Source organism: Halorussus pelagicus (genome assembly GCF_004087835.1).
In the GTDB taxonomy this organism is placed as follows: Archaea; Halobacteriota; Halobacteria; order Halobacteriales; family Haladaptataceae; genus Halorussus; species Halorussus pelagicus.
This window is the reverse complement of the sequence record NZ_CP035119.1, coordinates 1,726,185-1,745,392: the sequence shown is the minus strand read 5'-3', so window position 1 is coordinate 1,745,392 and position 19,208 is coordinate 1,726,185. Positions and strand designations below refer to the sequence as shown.

Below are 19,208 nucleotides of genomic sequence, written 5' to 3'. Positions count from 1 at the left end.
GCGAGACGAACGATTTTTCCCCTGTTTCCACCAAACTCGACGCAATGGCCGACCGGAGTCCGGAGGAGACGACCCGCGAGCGCGAGTGGGTGGACCCGCCCGAGTCGTTCGCCGAGCAGGCGAACGTCACGGCGGCCGACCGCGACGCGTTCCGGGACGCGGGGTGGCCCGAGTGCTGGCGACGGCCCGCCGACCTGCTGGACTGGGACCGCGGGTTCGACGCGGTGCTGGACGACGACGGGCCGATGCGGTGGTTCCCCGGCGGGCGACTGAACGCCTCGTCCAACTGCGTGGACCGACACGTCGCCGCGGGGCGCGGCGACGAGACGGCCGTCGCGTGGGAGGGGAAACTCGGCGAAACCCGGACGTACACCTACCGGGAGCTACACCGCGAAGTCAACGCCTTCGCGGCGGCCCTGCGGGAGATGGGCGTCGGCGAGGACGACGTGGTAACGCTCTACCTGCCGATGATTCCGGAGTTGCCCGTCGCCATGCTCGCCTGCGCGCGCATCGGCGCGCCCCACTCGGTCGTGTTCGCGGGCTTTTCCGCCGACGCGCTGGCGACGCGACTGGAGGGTGCCGAGTCGCGGTTCCTCGTCACCTGCGACGGCTACTACCGGCGCGGGGCCGCGCTCGACCTGAAGCGCCGGGCCGACAACGCCTGCGTCTCGGTGGACCACGCCGTCGAGCAGGTCGTGGTGAACCGCCTCGACGACGAGCGCAGGGCGGGCGACCACCGCGCGTACGCCGACCTCGTGGCCGAACACGCTGGCAAGGAGGTCGAACCGGTCGCGCGCGACGCCGAGGACCTGCTCTTTTTCATCTACACGTCGGGGACCACGGGCGAACCGACGCTGGTCCGGCACACGACCGGGGGCTATCTCACGCACGTCGCGTGGACGAGCCACGCCGTCCTCGACTTGGGACCCGACGACACCCACTGGTGTTCGGCCGACGTGGGGTGGATTACCGGCCACTCCTACGCGGTGTACGGGCCGCTTGCGCTCGGGGCGACGACGGTGTTGTACGAGGGGACGCCCGACCACCCCGAAACCGACCGCCTCTGGGAGATAATCGAGCGCAACGAGGTTGACGTGTTCTACACTGCGCCAACGTCGATTCGGGCGTTCATGAAGTGGGGCGAGGAGCATCCCGCGCGCCACGACCTCTCGTCGCTCCGCCTGCTCGGGACGGTCGGCGAACCGATAGACGAGACGGCGTGGCACTGGTACCGCGACCACGTCGGCGACGGCGAGTGCCCGGTCGTGGATACGTGGTGGCAGACCGAGACGGGCGGCATCGTCCTCTCGACGCTCCCCGGCGTTGACCGGATGCGCCCCGGCGCGGTCGGCAAGAGTCTGCCCGGCATCGAGACGGCCGTCGTGGACGAGATGGGCGAGGAAGTCGCCGACGGCGAGGCGGGCCAACTGGCCGTCACACGCCCGTGGCCGGGAATGGCCCGGTCGCTCTGCGAGGCGAGCGGGTGGGGTGGGCGTCGGACGCGAGAGGTCGATGGCGGGTGGCAGTACGCCACCGGCGACAACGCGGTCCGCGACGCCGACGGCTACCTCCACCTGCTCGGGCGGGCCGACGACGTACTGAAGGTCTCCGATAGGCGACTCAGTACCACGGAAATCGAGAGCGCCATCGTCGGCGTCTCCGGCGTCGCGGAGGCCGCCGTCGTCGTCGGTGCCGACGACGACGCCGCCCACCAGTCGGAGATTCACGCCTTCGTCAGCCCCGAGTCGAACGTCGCGGGCGACGACGCGCTCCGCGAGCGCGTCGGGGCGGCCGTCGAGGCGGCCATCGGACCCATCGCAGTCCCCAACGCGGTGACGTTCGCGCCCTCGCTCCCGAAGACGCGCTCGGGGAAAGTCGTCCGGCGGTATCTCGCCGCCATCGCCAACGGCGAGGATTTGGGCGACACCAGCGCGCTCCGGAATCCGGAGGTCGTCGGAGAGTTGGAGTCGCTTCTGGACAAGTAGCCACTCGGCGTTTCGTTTCTTTTTGAGAGTGCGAAATCGAGGATTTTGGCCGGGAGCGCGGGGTTTGAGTCGCGTAGGCATCTATCGACGACTGGGACTCAAAGCGTCGTTCCGTGACGATGCCGTAGCCGCAACGGGCCGCGACAGTACCGCAACCGCGACAGAAACCGACTCCGACGACCCCGAAAAAGGGATACACGCTTCTCGCATCACCGAAAGTTTATTCGTGTTTCTTCAAGAATACGAAACAGAATGTCCGCCGACTCGCGCGACGACTACCTGACCACCGCGGAGTTCGAGCGGCTTCGGCGACGCGCCGAGACGTACCGCGAGGACCTCGTGGTCGCGCTCGCCGGGCGCGTCGGTCTCCGGGCCGCGGAGATACCCCGAATCCGGCCCGCGGACCTCCGGGAGCGAGAGCGCGGCGGTCGGAGCCACTTCCTACTCACGGTGCCCGAGAGCGACGACGTGCGCGAAAGCGGGGACCCGCGCGAAAGGGACGCCGACATCCGCGAGGCGTACGTCCCGCGGGCGGTCGCTCACGACCTCCGGAAGTTCGCCAACGCCACCGACGTTGGCCAGCGCGACCCCCTCGTGGACGTGTCGCCCCGGCGCGTCCAGATGCTCGTCGGCGAGGTGGCCGACCGGACCGCCGACCTGCGGGACGTGACCTGTCGGGACCTCCGCCAGCATTTTGCGCGGCGACTGCTCGCCGAGGAGGGCGTCCCGCCCCGCGTCGTCGCGGCCGTCGGCGGGTGGGCGAGCGTCCAGAGTCTCGCGCCGTACCTTGAGGACCCCACGCCCGCGGAGGTCGTTGACGCCTTCGCCGACGACGCCCGAAGCGCTGCGCCTCGGCGGACAGGCCCGCCTCGGAGCGACCACCGCGCCGACGCGCGAAGCGACGACTTGCTCGCGTGCGCTGGCGAACTCGGCGAGGCGCTGGCGGACGCTTCGACAACCGAGGACGCCGAGCGCGTCGCCTGCGAACGCCTCGCCGACGCCTATCGGGCGGTCTGGGTCTGCGACGAAGACGGGACGGTCCGGGCGAGCGCCGCGCCGGAGGGCACCGACGGCGTGCCCGCCGACGCGCTACGGGGGACCGACTTGCCGGACGAGAGCGCGAGCGAGGCCGCGACGGTTGATTCCGTACCGGGCGGCCCGCTGGCGCGGTGTTCGGTCGCGGTCGCGCCGCTTCGGTCGAGCGAGACCGTCCACGGCCTGCTCTGTGTCGCCCACGACTCGTTCTCGTCGGCCGACCGGACGTTTCTCGCGGACGCCGGGCGGCGCGTCGGCCGGACCGTCACCGCAATCGCGCGCAAGCAGTTGCTCTTGGCCGACACGGGCGTCGAACTCTCGCTCCGGACGACCGACGGCGGGGTCTTCCTCGTGGGGGCGTCTGCGGATTTGGGCTGTCGATTCGAACTCGAAGGCGTCGTCCCCGTCGAGGACTCGCTACTCTACTTCGTCACCGCGAGGGGTGCCGCGGTCGGGGACGTGCTGGAGCGAGTCGCGGACGCGGACGCCGTGGACGACGCCCGCCTCATCCGGGACTACGGCGACGGCGCGCTCTTCGAGTTCGCCGTCTCCGGCGAGTCCGTCGCGCCGATGCTGGTCGAGCGCGGCGGCACGGTCCGCGAGTTGTCGGCCGAGGGCGGCGTCGCCGACGTGTCCGGGGTCTTCTCGCGGCGCGTGGACGTGCGCCGCGTCGTAGAGGCCGTCGAGTCGGCGTTCCCCGAGACCGACCTGCGCTCGAAGCGCGACATCGAGGAACCGGTCCGGAGCGCGGCCACGGTCCAGCAGACGGTTCGGGACCGAATCACCGACCGCCAGCGGAGCGTCCTCCGGGCGGCCTACCTCGCGGGCTACTTCGAGTGGCCCCGCGGGAGTACCGCCGAGGAACTCGCGGCCTCGATGGGCGTCTCGTCGCCGACGCTCCACAACCACCTCCGGAAGGCCCAGCAGAAGGTGCTGGACGCGGTGTTCGACGACCCCGACACGCGCGGGGCGACGGAGTTCAGCGCGGGAGCGACCGACGGACTCGACGCCGGTAGACACTAGCTATTTAACCGTGCTGGCGGGCGGTGGCGTCGAACGCATACGACGGGAGTGATTAAAGGTCCTAAAACACACTTATGAAAGCTATACGGCACGAAATTCGGGGTTTGATATAGTTAGTTCCAGCACTTATATAGCTAAGACGGAGTTGTGAACACGTCTCATGCCGGAAAAACACGATACCGAACTCGAAGCCCGACTGGAAGATCAAGAGCGATTCGTCCCGCCCGAATCGTTCGTCGAGCAGGCGAACGTCTCCGACGACGCCGTCTACGAGCGGTTCGAGGAGGAGTGGCCCGAGTGCTGGGAGGGAGCCGCGGACCTCCTCGACTGGAACGAATCGTACGACGAGGTGCTGGACGACTCGAACCCGCCGTTCTACGAGTGGTTCACGGGCGGAGAGCTGAACGCCTCGGCGAACTGTATCGACCGGCATCTGGACGAGCGCGGCGACGAGGCGGCCATCGAGTGGGTCGGCGAACCGACCGACGAGAACAACCGGACCTACACCTACGAGGAGCTACACCGCGAGGTCAACGAGTTCGCGGCCGCGCTCCGTGACCGAGGCGTGCAAGAGGACGATGTGGTGACGCTCTACATGCCGATGGTACCGGAGCTACCCATCGCCATGCTCGCCTGTGCGCGCATCGGCGCGCCCCACTCGGTCGTGTTCGCGGGCTTCTCCGCCGACGCGCTCGCTACGCGGATGAACGCCGCCGACTCGGAGTATCTCGTCACCTGCGACGGCTACTACCGCCGCGGCGACCCCCTCGAACACAAGGCGAAGGCCGACGAGGGGCTGTCGGGCGTCGAGCACGAAGTCAGCGACGTGGTGGTCGTTGACCGCCTCGGCGACGACTACGACCATCCGATGGGCGAGAACCACACCGCCTACGCCGACCTCGTGGCCGAACACGAGGGCGCGGAGGTCGAACCGGTCGCGCGCGACGCCGAGGACATGCTCTTTTTGATGTATACTTCGGGGACCACGGGCGAACCGAAGGGCGTCAAGCACACGACCGGCGGCTACCTCGCGTGGAGCGCGTGGACCTCCCAAGCCGCGCTGGACATCAAGCCCGAAGACACGTACTTCTGCTCGGCGGACATCGGGTGGATTACGGGCCACTCCTACATCGTCTACGGGCCGCTCGCGCTCGGGACGACGACGATGATGTACGAGGGCACGCCCGACTACCCGGAGAAAGACCGCCTCTGGGACATCGTGGAGACCTACGAGGCCGACCAACTCTACACCGCGCCGACGGCGATTCGGGCGTTCATGAAGTGGGGTCCGGAGTACCCCGACAAGCACGACCTGTCGAGTCTGCGCCTGCTCGGGACCGTCGGCGAACCAATCAACCCGAAGGCGTGGAAGTGGTACTACAAGCACATCGGTGGCGAGGACTGCCCCATCGTGGACACATGGTGGCAGACCGAGACCGGCGGGATGATGGTCACGACGCTCCCCGGCGTGAAGGACATGAAGCCGGGCAGTGCAGGACCGCCGCTCCCCGGCGTAGACGCCCAAATCGTGAACGCGCAGGGCGAGGAGGTCGAACCCGGCGAAGCGGGCTATCTGACGGTCCAGAAGCCGTGGCCGGGGATGCTCCGGACGCTCTACAACAACGACGAGCGATACGTTCAGGAATACTGGGCGGAGTATTCGGACACCGACAGCGACGACCCCGACGACTGGGTGTACTTCCCGGAGGACGGCGCGAAGATAGACGAGGACGGCTACATCACGGTTCTCGGGCGCGTTGACGACGTACTCAACGTCTCGGGCCACCGCCTCGGCACGATGGAAATCGAATCTGCCATCGTCGGCGTCGAAGGCGTCGCCGAGGCCGCCGTCGTCGGCGGCGACCACGAGATGAAGGGTGAGGCGGTCTACGCCTACGTCATCACCGAGGACGGCTACGACGAAGACGACGAGATGCGCGACCGAATCGTGGAGGGCGTCGAGGACGGAATCGGTCCCATCGCGCGCCCCGAAGAGGTCGTCTTCACGCCCGAACTCCCCAAGACTCGCTCCGGCAAAATCATGCGCAGACTGCTCGAAGACGTTGCCAACGGCGAAGACCTCGGTGACACGTCCACACTCCGGAACCCCGAGGTCGTCCGGGAGATAGAGGCGAAGGTCGGCGACGACTGAGAACCACTCCATCCTTCGATACTCGAACCGAAATCGAACGAACACGCGACGAAACTGTGCAAGACAAACCCAGTCACGGACCATGTCAGATAATAACTCGCATCAGTCAGACACTTCCTCACGGGAATTTGACGACGATTTACGAACCGACGAACAGACTCGCGTCGTCAAGGAGTCGGTCAAGCCATGTGAATCGAGTGATGCAGTCGAGTAGCGTCGGGAGACCGAGGGGTGTGTAGTCTATCAGTTCGACCGAGAGGTTGACGCGGCGCTCGTCCGGATTGACGAACGGAAACCGGTCGGGCCAGTTGTTGTGGTGGTGTCCGTGGAGGACCCACCCGCGCCAGTTGGTCGGCGCGTCGTCGGGGTCATGGACGCAGTAGAACGGGACGCCTTCGTACTCGAATTGATAGGTCTCGCGTATATCGACCCCGTCGAGCGTGGGCATCATCCACTCGTCGTGGTCCCCGAGGACGAACTAAATCGTCCCGTTCAGACGCTACACCCACGACGCGAATACGCCGAAGTCGTTCGCCATCGTGAGGTCGCCGAGGAAAATCACGTCGTCGTCCTCGCCGACGGTGGCGTTCCAGTTGGCCACGAGCGCGTCGTTCATCCGTTCGACCGAGTCGTACGGTCGGTCGCAGTAGTTGATGATGTTTCGGTGGTCGAAGTGCGTGTCGGAGAGGATGAACTTCACAGTCGCTCTTCCAGTCCCGCCGAAATAGTCTCTCCGACAGCATCGGGTTTGAAAGGGTCGTGCCGTCTCGTTGCAGGTGATGACGACCGGCACCGTCGCCCTGCGACCGACCGAGACCACCGACGCCCGACCATGAGCGACCGAATCACCCAGTTGGACGACGCCACCGTCCGCCAAATCGCCGCCGGGGAGGTCGTCGAACGCCCTGCCTCCGTCGTCAAGGAGTTGGTCGAGAACAGCCTCGACGCCGACGCCGACCGCATCGACGTGACCGTCGAGGACGGCGGCACCGACCGAATCGCGGTCAGCGACGACGGCATCGGCATGAGCGAGACCGACCTCCGGGCCGCGGTCCGCGAACACACTACGAGCAAAATCGAAGACGCCGACGACCTCGACGCGGGGGTGACGACCTTGGGGTTCCGGGGCGAAGCACTCCACACCGTCGGCGCGGTCTCGCGCGTGACCATTACCTCCAAGCCGCGGGCCAGCGGCGGAGACGGCGGCCGAGCGACCGAACTTCGGATGGCGGGCGGCGAGGTCGAGTCGGTCGGTCCCGCCGGTCGCCCCGTGGGGACCACGGTCGAAGTCGAGGAGTTGTTCTACAACACTCCCGCGCGCCGGAAGTACCTCAAGACGACGACCACGGAGTTTTCACACGTCAACACGGTCGTCACGCGCTACGCGCTGGCCAACCCCGACGTGGCGGTGTCACTGACCCACGATGACCGGGAGGTGTTCGCCACGACCGGTCGGGACGACCTTCGGTCGGCGCTCCTCTCAGTGTACGGCCGCGAGGTCGCCGAGTCGATGATAGCAGTCGAGGGCGACTCCGAATCCGCGTCGGTCTCGGGCCACGTCAGCGACCCAGAAACGACCCGAAGCACGCGCGAGTACATGTCCACCTTCGTCAACGGCCGGTACGTCAGTTCGCCGGTCGTCCGCGAGGCGGTCCTCTCGGCCTACGGCGGCCAACTCTCCGCGGAGCGCTACCCCTTCGCGGTCCTCTTCGTGGAGGTCCCCCCGAACGAGGTCGATGTAAACGTCCACCCGCGCAAGATGGAATGTCGGTGGAGCGACGAGAGCGCGGTCAAAAACGCCGTCGAGAGTGCAGTCGAGGACGCCCTGCTCGACCACGGACTCGTTCGCTCGTCGGCCCCGCGCGGCCGGAGCGCGCCAGACGAGGCCAGCATCGCGCCCGAGTGCGAGAGCAAGAGCAACGAGGAGCGCGAGACCCAAGCGAAACTCGTGGACGCCGACGAACGCGAGCAGGCCACGCTGGACGAGCGTCCGGACACGGAGAGCGCGACGGCGAAATCGGTCGAGAGAACTACGGACCCCGACGAGTCGAGTTCTGGGGCACATTCGGACGCGGTGGAGGCAGGACGCCGCGATAGCGGGGCGACGACCGGGACGACTTCGGTCGGCGGCGAGACGGCGGGCGACACCACCGAGACCGCTACCGGGACCACCGACACCGCCGAGACGGCCACGACGACTCCCGCGAGTTCCGACACCGAGAGAACTGCGCGGACGGCCACCGACGCGACCGCCAACACCGCCGACCCGACCGGAACCGCGACCGACGCCGACCGGAAGTTCGCGGCACCGACCGAGTCCGGGACGTTGGCGGGCGAGACCACAGAGGACCCCGAGTTCGACACCCTGCCCCGGATGCGGATTCTCGGCCAACTCCACGACACCTACGTCGTCGCCGAGACTCCCGATGGACTGGTGCTGGTGGACCAGCACGCGGCCGACGAGCGAGTCAACTACGAGCGACTGCGCGCGGAGTTCGCCGACGACTCGACCACCCAGATGCTCGCCCGGCCCGCCGAGTTGGAGTTGACCGCGGGCGAGGCCGCCGTCTTTGAGGAGTACCGCGAGGCGCTGGAACGACTCGGGTTCCGCGCCGAGCGAAAGGACGAGCGCGACGCTGGAAGCGCGCAGAACGACGGAGCGAGCGACGGCGAGGACGAACCCGCGAGCGGCCGCACCGTCGTCGTCCGGACCGCGCCGACCGTGCTGGACGAGACGCTGGACCCCGCACTCCTCCGGGACGCGCTCGGAGAGTTCGTCTCGACGAACCCCGACGACCGCGGCGAGACGGTGGAAGCGGTCGCCGACGACCTGCTCGCGGATTTGGCGTGCTACCCATCGATTACCGGGAACACATCCTTGCGGGAGGGGTCGGTCGTGGAACTGCTCGCGGCGCTGGACGACTGCGAGAACCCCTACGCCTGCCCGCACGGGCGACCGGTGATAATCGAGTTCGGCGAGAAGGAGATAGAAGACCGGTTCGAGCGCGACTATCCGGGGCACGCGGGGCGGCGCGGAGAGGAATAAGTATAGTTTCTCGGAGAAAACTATTTTTGTTCGTGTGGTGTACCGTACTGGTAGGACCACCGACAATGACGAGTCAGAATACACCGCCGTCCTCGCCGTGGGAGGGCGACGTGAACGAGGCCGCAGTCGAGGAGTGGGTCGAAGCGACGACGCCGTTCGAGCGCGTCCACGAGGTGCTGGACGTGACGAGCGAACCGCAGTTCGCCAAGGAACTCGGCGAGCGCGCGCAGGTCAGCGAACCGACCGCCAGAGACCACCTCTCGACGCTCGCCGAAATCGGACAGGCGGAGACGGTCCCCGCAGAGCAGGGCACGAAGTACAAGCGGTCCGCCCAAAGTGTCGCCGTCCGGCGTATCGCGTCGATTCACCGCGAGTCCTCCAAACCGGAGTTGACCGACGCCATCGAGCGACTCCGCGACCAAATCGCCGACCTCCGCGAGGAGTACGGCGCGAACGACCCGGACGACCTCGCCTACGAACTCGACTCCGGCGACGAGGGCTGGCAGGACCTCGCCCGGTGGCGGACACTCGAAGAGAACTTGGACATAGCGAAGGCTGCGCTCTCGCTGTACGATTTCGACCCGGACGACGAGAGCGCCGCAGGTGCCAGCGACGAGCGCGTCGGAAACAAGACCAGTGGAGCGTTCGCCGGAACCGAATCGGGAGCGAACGTCTGAGAGCCAATGCTGGCTGAAGACGACTTGGACGGTGACGTAGGGGCACCCGATGTGGCCGCCATGGAGCAAATCCGGGAGGTGTTCTCGAACCTCGACGGACTCGTAGACGAGAGCGAAACGGGACTGAACAACCTCATCAACCCGCGAGAGCTTCACGTCCACTTCGACGACGGCATCGGGGGCGCAGAGTGGGCACGATTCGACGTGACGTGGTACCGGACAGGCTGTTACACGTTCCATCACGTCGATTCCAAGACCGTGAACTTCCGGTGGGACCGCCACCCGAAGGACGGCGCTCCCGGCCGCCACTTCCATCCGGCACCGAACGCACCGTCGAAAGACGCCGAGGCGTCCTGCATTCGTGTCGAAGAGCCGAAAACGGTGGCTCGGGCGATTCACAAACTCTGGCGACGAGCCTACGAGACCGAGTCGCTGACCGCTCTCAACGACGCCGAAAATCCGCCCTGACCCGATTAGGCTCGCTTCTGTGCCGCCGCGATAGCCTGCTCTAAGTCCGCGATAATGTCCTCCACGTCCTCGATGCCGACCGACAGGCGAACGAGGTCCGGCGTCGTTCCGCTCGCCAACTGCTCTTCCTCGGTGAGTTGCTGGTGGGTCGTGCTGGCCGGGTGGATGATGAGCGTCTTCGCGTCGCCGACATTGGCGAGCAGACTAGCGAGGTCGGTCTCCTCGGTCACGGCGCGTCCGGCCTCGTAACCGCCTTCCAGTCCGAACGTTATCATGCCGCCGTAGCCGCCATCGAGGTACTTCTCGGCGTTCTCGTGGGTCTCGTGACTTTCGAGTCCGGGGTAGTTGACCCACGCCACGTCGTCGTGGCCCTCCAGATACTCGGCGACCGCCAGCGCGTTCTCGGCGTGGCGCTCGACGCGGAGGGGCATCGACTCCAACTTCTGGAGCGTGACCCACGCGTCGAACGGCGACTGCTGGTTGCCCAAGTCACGGAGTCCGCGAGCGCGAGCGGCGAAGGCAAAGGCGGCGTCGCCGAACCGCTCCTTGAAGTTGACGCCGTGGTAGGCCGGGTTCTCGTCGGCGATTTCGGGGTAGTCGTCGGCGTCCCAGTCGAAGGTCCCGCCGTCGATGAGCGCGCCGCCGACGGTCGAACCGCTCCCGTGGAGCCACTTCGTCGTGGAGTGCCAGACGAGGTCCGCGCCGTGGTCGAGGGGGTTGCAGAGGTACGGCGTGGCGAAGGTGTTGTCCACGAACAGCGGCACGTCGTGGTCGTGAGCAATCGCCGCGACGCGCTCGATGTCCGGCGTGACGAGCGCGGGGTTGCCGACGGTTTCGAGGTGGACGAACGCGGTGTCCTCGTCGATGGCCTCCTCGTAGGCCGAATAGTCGAGCGTGTCCACGAACTTCGCATCGACGCCCCGGCGCGGCGCGGTGTGCGTGAAGTAGGTGTAGGTGCCGCCATACAGCGACGACGCCGTGACGACGTTGTCGCCGACCGAGGCGAGCAGGAAGGTGGCTAAATCGAGCGCGGCCATGCCGCTCGACGTGGCGAGGGCCGCCTCGCCGCCCTCCAGCGTGGCGAGGCGCTCTTCGAGCGTGGCGTTCGTCGGGTTCGTCAGCCTGCTGTAGATGTTTCCGGGTTCTTCGAGCGCGAACAGCGAGGCGGCGTGGTCGGCGTCGTCGAAGACGTACGAGGTGGTCTGGTAGATGGGCGGCGCGCGCGACCCCGTGGCCGGGTCGGGGTCTTGGCCCGCGTGGACGCTGTCGGTGTGAATCGAGCGGTCGTCGGCGTCGTCGGAATCGGTCATGGTCGTTTCCACCGAGGCGGGCCAGCGGCTTAGGTCGGCGGGTGGTCGCAACTTCTGCTTCGGGGCCGCGGTTCCGGCAAATTTTCGCTCGGACGGCGACCCTACTCGCCGAGCGCGTCCCGGAGCGCGGGCAGGACCTCGGTCACGTCCTCGCGGAAGACGTAGTCGGCCCGCTCGTCCAGCGGCGTCTCGTCCAGATTGACCACGACGAGGGTCGCGCCGCCGTCGGCGGCCGCCGCGGGGAGCGACGCGGCGGGTTCGACCGTGAGCGACGACCCGGCGACCAGAAACGCGTCGCTGGCGTGGGCGTGTTCGTGGGCGCTGGCCAGCGCGCCTCGGGGCAGTTGCTCGCCGAACAACACCGCGTCGGGCTTGAGCGCGCCGTCGCAAACGTCGCACCGCGGCGGCAGGTCCCCCGACTCGGCGCGCTCGTGGGCGTCATCGGCGGCGGTGGTCCGCCCGCAGTTCCGGCAGGCCGCGCGCCGGACGTTGCCGTGGAGTTCCACGATTTCGTTCGCGTCGGCGGAGACGCCGCTCGCGGCGTCTCCGTGCAACCCGTCGATGTTCTGGGTGAGGAGGGCGTCGAGGTGGCCCGCCGCCGAGAGGTCGGCGAGCGCGCGGTGGGCGGCGTTCGGTTCGGTGTCGGCGTCGAGTAAGTCCGCTCGGAGGTCGAGCCAATCGGTCCAGAACTCGCCGGGGGTCCGCCGGAAGCGCCACACGTCGAAGGCATCGGGGTCGTACTCCGACCAAATTCCGCCCTCGCCGCGGAACGGCGGGACCCCCGAGGGCGCGCTCACTCCCGCGCCGGTCAGCGCGGCCGCGACGTCGGCGTCTCGGAGTTCGCGGGCGGCGGCGTCGATTCTGTCCATACCCGGAACTTGCGGCCGAGCGGGCAAAAACCACGCGACAGCGCGGGCGTCGGTCCGCGGTCGCTCGACTCTCCGGCAGTCGGCGGCGAGTCGCTCAGTCCGCGGTCGCCGGTCGTTCGAGGTCGTAAGTCACGCTGGTCAACTCCTCGGAGACTTCCCAGAGCCGTTCGGCGCGATTTCGGTCGTAAGAGATTTCGCTCGACCGCTGGGCTTCGGGCGCGCCGCGCATGTTCAACAGGCCGCCGGGACCGACGTACTCCCCGCCCTCGATTTCGGGCGCGGTCGCGGCGTAGAGCATCGGGAGCGCGCCGTCCGCGGCCGACTGGGCGAGGACGGCGTTCGCGGCCTTCATCGCCCAGAGTCGGAGCGTCGAGTCGCGCATCTCGGGACCGCGGTGCTGGAGGTTCGTCGCGGCGTATCCAGGGTGGCAGGCCGCGCTGATGGCGTCGGCGTCCGCGTCGTCGAATCTGCGCTGGAGTTCGTAGGCGAACAGCACGTTCGCCAGTTTGCTCTGGGCGTAAGCGTCCCACTCGTCGTACGACTCCTCGTGGTGGAGGTCCCTGAAATCGATGTCGCCGCGCTCGTGGACGCCGCTGCTCTGGGTCACGACGCGCGTCTGTCCGGGCGTGTCGAGCAGTGCATCGAGCAGGTGGCCGGTCAGCGCGAAGTGGCCGAGGTGGTTGACGCCGAACTGCATCTCGAAGCCCTCGGCAGTCTCACGTCGCGGAATCGCCATCACGCCTGCGTTGTTGCACAGGACGTGGAGTTCGTCGTGGGCCGCCCGGAACTCGTCGGCGAACGACCGGACCGAATCGAGGTCCGCGAGGTCGAGTTCGGCCACCTCCAGCGACCCGCGGGCGCTCCCCTCGGCGTCCTCGGTTCGAATCTGGCGCTTGGCGGTCTCGCCGCGCTCCTCGCTCCGGCAGGCCATGACGACGTGCGCGCCCTGTCGGGCGAACGCGCGAGTCGCTTCGTAGCCGAGACCGCTGTTCGCGCCCGTGACGACCACGATTTGCTCGTCCATCTCGGGCATTCGGGCCGTCGTCCACTCGCCGCGGTTCGGTGACATGTACGAACGTACGGACGGCACGCACTGAAAGGCATCGCCGCGACGACTCGCCGGAACGCTCGCTACGTCCGGCGCTCCACGAACCCGCGACACTCGGGGCAGACGACCACCGCGCGCGAGTCGAACGTCTCCCCGCAGAGCGTGCAGACGTACTCTCCCTCGTCGTCTCCGCGGCGTCGCTCGGCGAGTCGGCGAAAGATTCCCATCGTGAGCGAGACGTTCCCCCACCGCAAAAGCGATTACTAATCACGCCTGACCTGTCCACCCGCTTGCGGCCCCGGCAACGGCGACTATTGTCCCCACCCGCGGCTTTTTGCCCGGCGAGCGTCACCGTTCGTCCGATGAGCGAAGACGGAGAGAGCGACGAAGTCGGGCGTTCGCCCGACCGCGAGTCGTCGCCCGGCGAGCGCGGCGTACCGCCGACCGACAGGGAGTCGCCGGTCGGCCAACCGGTCGTCCGGGGCGACGCGGCCGTCACCGGCCAGAGCGCCGCGCAAGCGAAGGCCTTCGACCCCACCGACGACGAGAGCGTCGTTGAGGCCGCCGAGACCGTCGCGCGCTTCGCCGAGAACACGGCCGGGGCCGAGGACAACGTGTTCATGCTCCGGGGCGCGGCGGCGTGCGCGGCGCTTGTCCGCGGCGAAGGGTCGTACAAGGCCGCGGCAGAGCGCGCGGGCGGGGAGGTGACGGTCGCGTTCATCCGGAAGTGGGCGCGAGTCCACGACCTGCCCCAGTCCATCCGGCGGTACGTCGCCATGGGCCACATCGCCCCGACCGCGGCCAAGCACATCGCCCGCGTCAGCGGCGAGGAGCGCTTTCAACTCGCGTGGGCGGTCCTCGACGGCGACCTGACGGTCCGGGAGGTCCGGTCGGCCGCCAGCGCGGTCAATGGCGGAACACCCGTTGAGGAGGCGCTGGCCGACCGCGGCGTCCGGCCCGGCCGACTCACGCTCTCGCTCCCGACCGACACCTACCGGGAACTCCGGCGCGTCGCCGCGATGGAAGGCAGGGACCCCGAGGAAGTCGTCGCCGAGGCGTTAGACGAGAAGTTCGACTAATATAGTAAGAACTCTGTAGCGCCAAGAATGGTCATGCGAGTCGTCAGCAGACAGTCGTCAGGTTTGACGTAGTGCCGCGATAATTGTCGCTAGCGACAATGACCGGCAGGAAACCGAGAATTACCACCGACGACGTACTCGACTGCTTCAAGGAAACCGACGACCGATGTGAACCGTTCACTGCACCGGAGATTTCTGAGGAGTTGAACTGCCATCGAAATACCGCGAGAAACAAGTTGGACGATTTGGTTTTTGTTGGCGACCTCGCCACGAAGAAGGCGAGTGCCAGCGGCAGAGTGTACTGGCGGCCCTGCTCGAAAGAATCGTAAGTGGCTCTCTCTACGAAGAGGCGACTTCGCATACCTCGCCGACAGAGCAACTATCGCGCCTCTACCCCAAGAACTCCGCCGCCGCGTCCGCCAGCACCTCGCCAGCGGTCAGCACCTCCGACCAGCGAATCGTCTCGTCGGGGAAGTGCGCCTGCTCGATGTTCCCCGGTCCGAACATCACGGTCGGGATACCGGTCTCGATGTACCAGCGGGCGTCCGCGCCGTAGGTCGCGCCGCGCGGGTCGGTGTCGTCGAGACCGTGGCGCTCCATCGCGCGCTGGACCGCGCCGACGACCGGTTCGTCGGCGTCGATTTCCGACGGCTTGAACTGGACCGAGAACCGCTCGAACTCGGGCGGATGCTCGGCCAACCACTCGTCGTCGGCGACCAACTCGGCGAGTCGCTGGTCGAACGTCTCTTCGACTTCCGCCACCGTCTCGCCCGGCGCGACCCCGATTCGAAGCTCGGCGGTCAACTCCGAGGGGACCGACGACGCCCAGTCGCCCGCCTCGACGCGCCCGACGACCACGGGCCACGGCACTGGGAAGCGGTCGTAGAGCGGGTGGGCCACGCGCTCGCCGCGCTCGCTTTCGAGGTCCCGGAACGCCCGGCGAATCTCCTCGAAATACGGGAGCACGTCCACGCCGCGCCACCGCGTCGCGGCGTGGGCCGACCGGCCGGTGAGTCGCAGGCGCTTCATCAGACTCCCCTCGGAGGCCGTGACGGGGCGCAAGTCGGTCGGTTCGGCGATGATTCCGGCGTCGCGCTCGAAGGGATAGGGGTTCGAGAGCGCGGACGCCGCCGCGCCGACGCCGCCCGCCTCCTCGCCGACCACGCTCTCGACCACGAGTCGGCCGTCGAGGGCGGAGTCCGCGGGCGAGTCGCCGGTCGCGCGCTCGTGGAGGTGCTTCGCCGCGAACACGCAGGTGGCGAGGCCGCACTTCATGTCGGCCGCGCCGCGGGCGGTCAGGGTCTCGTCGTTTGCTCCCCCGGCGTCTCCGCGTTCTCCCTCGCGCCACGTCGGGTCGAAGGGGTCGCTTGACCACGAGTCGCGCGCGACCGGCACCACGTCAACGTGGCCGTTCATCACGAGCGTCGGTCCGGCGTCCGGGTCGCCGAGTTCGAGGACGCCGCCGACCGAGGGGCGGCCCGCGACCGGAATCTCGTCGGGGTCGTCGGGGAACGAGTCGTGTTGGGCCAACCGCTCGGCGTCGGCAATCCACTCGTAGGTCTCGAAACCGAGGTCGTCGAGTCGCTCGCGGACGAACGCTTGGGCGGGCGCTTCGTCGCCGTCGGTGGTGTCGAACCGGAGCAGTCGTTCGGCGAACGCTCGGAGGTCGGCGTCCCACCTGCTGGCAAAGTCGCTCATACCCGTTTCGACTGACGACGGCGGCGTAAAGCTTCCGAGAAATTGTAAACGTTTAACTACGCCCGGTGCAATCGATAACCTGAGGGCTGGTAGCTCAGTTAGGCAGAGCGTCTGGCTTTTAGCACGATTCACCCGGAGGTTCCGGATGGTCGTGGAAGACACCAGACGGCCAGGGGTTCAAATCCCTTCCAGCCCGTATTCTCTCCGCAAGCAAATCGGCGAGCACCGCGTAGCGTGTGCTCGCCACGACTGCGAGCGGAGGAATCATTCGTCGGAAGGATTTGAACGAGACGAGTCGCACGCCCGCGCAACGAAGTGAGCAGGAACGTCTCGGCGTTGTTCAAATCCCTTCCAGCCCGCTTCTGCGACGTGACTTTTGCGACGAGCAACGCGGTGAGAGTTGCATTTTGGTGAGACTGGCGAGAGTCGAAGCAGAATCAGTGAGAGCTGGCTACTGCCGACGCCTATCAGACCGCACGGCCCCGCACAGCACCGCACGGGCCTCACGCCTCCCCAACCTCCTCCATCGCTCCTTTCAGTCGCTCAGTCGTCCCTCGCGCGGATGGGCGCGACGCACACGGCGTCGCGCCCGCACGCGCCAGACAGAAACGTCGAAGCCAGCGCAAAACCCCAAAATCGACCGAATCGTCTCTCGCGGTCGCCGGGAAGAAGAAAGCCGCCGGAGAAGGCCTCAGACGTTCTCGAAGTCGCTGTTGACCTCGCCGTCGCGGTTGAGGTCGATGATGGCGTCGAACAGGCCCATGAACTTCTCGACGTGTTCCTCGTCGTGGACACCCTTCGAGAGGTGGAACAGGCCGACGGCGTCGTGTTCGCGCAGGAGACCCAGAATCTGGCGAATCACGTCGCGGACCCGCGCCTCGTCGGCGTAGTAGGCCATCTCGGTGATGGAGTCGAGGCTGATGCGGCGCTTGCCCTCGGTCTCTTCGAGGAATCGCTGGGTGATGTCAAGGACGCCCTCCAAGTCGTCGGGCGAGGAGACGTAGTGGACGTTGTCGGTACTGCGCCGCGAGTAGCCCCGTTCGATGCTCAGCGTGTCCAGAATCTCGGCTTTCTCCTCGTCCACGTCGTAGTGGTCGAGTTTCTGTTTGACCTCGCGCGCGGTCGTTCGCGTCGAGATGACGAGGAAGTGGTCGGTGTCGGTCTTCAGGAAGTCGGTGTCGATGCGGTCCGTCTCGCCGGTACTCGGGTGCAGGAGGAGGACGCCGGTGCCACCGGGTATCGTCTCGGGGGTGTTTTCGATGGCGAGTTGATAATCCATATCCACCGATAATACGTGCGGAGGACTTAAGAATGCGGGTCAATCGCCGATTCGGGTCGCCGCCCGTCAGAACACGCTGTCGGCGGTGGCCGCGCCGACCACGCTGAACACCGCGCCGACGCTGATGGCGCGGAGCGTGATTCCGACGGTCTCCATCGACGGGCGGCCGGACGTGAACGTGTCGCTGAGGAAGGTTCCGGGCGCGCCGAACGCGACCGAGAGGATGGCGACCGACCCGAACGAGACGATCATCAGCGAGATGAACCGCGCGGGGACGCCCGCGACCTCCGTCTCGCGGTCGGGGTCGCGGTCGTCGTCGGCCTTGTACAGCGCGCCGTAGCCGATGAAAAAGACGATGAGTACGGTGAGCAACGACTCGGGGGTCGTCATATCCCTCGCCAGCACCCACACCTCCTCGGTTACGACGAACGGCCCGGCCAGCAGGAACCCGCCGACCACCTGCTGGGCGGTGTCCGCCAGCGCGTAGCGCTTCTTCGATCCGACCATACGCGTCGTGACACACCGCGGGGGTAAAAGCCCCGCGTCCGGGAGTTCGCCGGACCGCAGTGAACCTTCCGAGTCGCGCCCCCGACACTCGCGCGCGGAGCGAACGACCGTTCCGAATCGGTTTTGTCCGTGGCACCGCTCGGTTCCAGCATGAGCGTCCGCGAGGAGTTCGACGACTGGGCGGCCGAGGGCCGCGACAAGGGAATGGAGGACCGCCACTGGAACACCGCGAAGTACGTGCTGGCACGGATGCCTGTCGAGGAGGACGATACCGTCCTCGACCTCGGCACCGGGAGCGGGTACGCCGTCCGTGCGCTCCGGGACACCAAGGCGGCAGGCCGGGCCTACGGACTCGACGGGTCGCCGGAGATGGCGCGCAACGCCACGACGTACACCGACGACCCGCAAGTCGGCTTTCTGGTCGGCGACTTCGACCACCTGCCGTTCGCCGACGACAGCGTGGACCACATCTTCACGATGGAGGCGTTCTACTACGCCAACGACCCCCACCAGACGCTCCGGGAAATCGCGCGCGTCCTCCGGCCCGGCGGCACGTTCTTTTGCGCCGTGAACTACTACGAGGAGAACGTCCACTCCCACGCGTGGCAGGAGAACATCGACGTGGAGATGACGCGCTGGTCGGCGGCGGAGTACCGCGAGGCGTTCCGCGACGCCGGACTCGCCGTCGCCGAGCAGGACAACATTCCGGACCGCGAGACCGAAATCCCCGACGAGAGCGAGTTCCCGACCGACAGTTGGGACTCACGGGAAGAGATGGTGGAGCGGTATCGTGAGTTCGGGACCTTACTGACGGTGGGCGTGGCGCGCGGACTAGAATCTGGAGACCACTGACGAGAGCCAACCCAATCTGGAGAACTCCCAGACGAGAGCCAACCCAACTTTATACGTGAGGGTTGTATAGATACAACTGTGACCATCGAAGAAGCCCTTGAGGAAGTCGAAAATCGGGTCAAGCAACGATCCGAACTCTGTCAGAGTGCCAGAGAAAAAGGCCGTGAAGCCGCGTCTCTG

17 protein-coding genes and 1 tRNA gene are annotated in these 19,208 nt (G+C 67.1%); 9 read left to right on the top strand and 9 right to left on the bottom strand.

The window, feature by feature from the left end:
• Positions 1 to 44 precede the first annotated feature (44 nt).
• From EP007_RS08700 to acs, 3 genes are all read left to right on the top strand, one after another.
• Complete coding sequence (locus EP007_RS08700) at positions 45 to 1,985, top strand: acetate--CoA ligase (protein WP_128477281.1); 1,941 nt, start codon at positions 45 to 47, stop codon at positions 1,983 to 1,985.
• A gap of 252 nt (positions 1,986 to 2,237) precedes the next feature.
• On the top strand, positions 2,238 to 4,043 hold the full coding sequence (locus tag EP007_RS08695) for a bacterio-opsin activator domain-containing protein (RefSeq protein WP_128477280.1): 1,806 nt from the start codon (positions 2,238 to 2,240) through the stop codon (positions 4,041 to 4,043).
• Between the two features lie 160 nt (positions 4,044 to 4,203).
• Positions 4,204 to 6,195: an acetate--CoA ligase gene (gene acs / locus EP007_RS08690; RefSeq protein ID WP_128477279.1), complete on the top strand. Its 1,992-nt coding sequence runs from the start codon at positions 4,204 to 4,206 to the stop codon at positions 6,193 to 6,195.
• A gap of 139 nt (positions 6,196 to 6,334) precedes the next feature.
• Here the strand turns inward: acs and EP007_RS08685 are convergent, their stop codons facing one another.
• On the bottom strand, positions 6,335 to 6,643 hold the full coding sequence (locus EP007_RS08685; protein ID WP_128477278.1) for a metallophosphoesterase family protein: 309 nt from the start codon (positions 6,641 to 6,643) through the stop codon (positions 6,335 to 6,337).
• 51 nt (positions 6,644 to 6,694) lie between these two features.
• The gene (locus tag EP007_RS08680; RefSeq protein WP_128477277.1) at positions 6,695 to 6,895 is read right to left on the bottom strand and encodes a metallophosphoesterase family protein; all 201 of its coding nucleotides are present in this window, start codon (positions 6,893 to 6,895) and stop codon (positions 6,695 to 6,697) included.
• Between the two features lie 132 nt (positions 6,896 to 7,027).
• On the opposite strand from EP007_RS08680, the gene mutL reads away from it, so the two are divergent.
• From mutL to EP007_RS08665, 3 genes are all read left to right on the top strand, one after another.
• Positions 7,028 to 9,241: a DNA mismatch repair endonuclease MutL gene (gene mutL, locus EP007_RS08675; protein ID WP_128477276.1), complete on the top strand. Its 2,214-nt coding sequence runs from the start codon at positions 7,028 to 7,030 to the stop codon at positions 9,239 to 9,241.
• Between the two features lie 65 nt (positions 9,242 to 9,306).
• Positions 9,307 to 9,918, top strand: coding sequence for a DUF7342 family protein (locus EP007_RS08670; RefSeq protein WP_128477275.1), 612 nt, complete (start codon positions 9,307 to 9,309; stop codon positions 9,916 to 9,918).
• 6 nt (positions 9,919 to 9,924) lie between these two features.
• Positions 9,925 to 10,386 carry a hypothetical protein gene (locus EP007_RS08665; RefSeq protein WP_128477274.1) on the top strand — a complete coding sequence of 154 codons (462 nt, stop codon included), beginning with the start codon at positions 9,925 to 9,927 and terminating at the stop codon, positions 10,384 to 10,386.
• A 5-nt stretch (positions 10,387 to 10,391) separates the two neighbouring features.
• Here the strand turns inward: EP007_RS08665 and EP007_RS08660 are convergent, their stop codons facing one another.
• The 4 genes from EP007_RS08660 to EP007_RS17420 form a co-directional block, all read right to left on the bottom strand.
• Positions 10,392 to 11,696, bottom strand: coding sequence for an O-acetylhomoserine aminocarboxypropyltransferase/cysteine synthase family protein (locus EP007_RS08660; protein ID WP_128477273.1), 1,305 nt, complete (start codon positions 11,694 to 11,696; stop codon positions 10,392 to 10,394).
• A gap of 101 nt (positions 11,697 to 11,797) precedes the next feature.
• Positions 11,798 to 12,565, bottom strand: coding sequence for an SIR2 family NAD-dependent protein deacylase (locus tag EP007_RS08655; protein WP_128477272.1), 768 nt, complete (start codon positions 12,563 to 12,565; stop codon positions 11,798 to 11,800).
• Between the two features lie 94 nt (positions 12,566 to 12,659).
• Positions 12,660 to 13,634, bottom strand: a complete 975-nt coding sequence (locus EP007_RS08650) for an oxidoreductase (RefSeq protein ID WP_128477271.1) — start codon at positions 13,632 to 13,634, stop codon at positions 12,660 to 12,662.
• 62 nt (positions 13,635 to 13,696) lie between these two features.
• Positions 13,697 to 13,840 carry an FmdB family zinc ribbon protein gene (locus EP007_RS17420; protein WP_166035499.1) on the bottom strand — a complete coding sequence of 48 codons (144 nt, stop codon included), beginning with the start codon at positions 13,838 to 13,840 and terminating at the stop codon, positions 13,697 to 13,699.
• Positions 13,841 to 13,975: 135 nt separating this feature from the next.
• On the opposite strand from EP007_RS17420, the gene EP007_RS08645 reads away from it, so the two are divergent.
• Positions 13,976 to 14,692 carry a DUF7119 family protein gene (locus EP007_RS08645; protein ID WP_128477270.1) on the top strand — a complete coding sequence of 239 codons (717 nt, stop codon included), beginning with the start codon at positions 13,976 to 13,978 and terminating at the stop codon, positions 14,690 to 14,692.
• A gap of 390 nt (positions 14,693 to 15,082) precedes the next feature.
• On the opposite strand, the gene EP007_RS08635 is transcribed toward EP007_RS08645, so the two are convergent.
• Complete coding sequence (locus EP007_RS08635) at positions 15,083 to 16,390, bottom strand: M20/M25/M40 family metallo-hydrolase (protein WP_128477268.1); 1,308 nt, start codon at positions 16,388 to 16,390, stop codon at positions 15,083 to 15,085.
• An 83-nt stretch (positions 16,391 to 16,473) separates the two neighbouring features.
• On the opposite strand from EP007_RS08635, the gene EP007_RS08630 reads away from it, so the two are divergent.
• Positions 16,474 to 16,586, top strand: a tRNA-Lys gene (locus EP007_RS08630).
• Between the two features lie 495 nt (positions 16,587 to 17,081).
• Here EP007_RS08630 and EP007_RS08625 read toward each other — a convergent pair.
• Together EP007_RS08625 and EP007_RS08620 are read right to left on the bottom strand one after the other, a co-directional pair.
• The gene (locus EP007_RS08625; protein ID WP_128477267.1) at positions 17,082 to 17,669 is read right to left on the bottom strand and encodes a DUF7090 family protein; all 588 of its coding nucleotides are present in this window, start codon (positions 17,667 to 17,669) and stop codon (positions 17,082 to 17,084) included.
• Positions 17,670 to 17,735: 66 nt separating this feature from the next.
• Positions 17,736 to 18,176 carry a DUF2391 family protein gene (locus tag EP007_RS08620; RefSeq protein WP_128477266.1) on the bottom strand — a complete coding sequence of 147 codons (441 nt, stop codon included), beginning with the start codon at positions 18,174 to 18,176 and terminating at the stop codon, positions 17,736 to 17,738.
• 150 nt (positions 18,177 to 18,326) lie between these two features.
• On the opposite strand from EP007_RS08620, the gene EP007_RS08615 reads away from it, so the two are divergent.
• Positions 18,327 to 19,028 carry a class I SAM-dependent methyltransferase gene (locus EP007_RS08615; protein WP_128477265.1) on the top strand — a complete coding sequence of 234 codons (702 nt, stop codon included), beginning with the start codon at positions 18,327 to 18,329 and terminating at the stop codon, positions 19,026 to 19,028.
• The last annotated feature ends 180 nt before the right edge of the window (positions 19,029 to 19,208 follow it).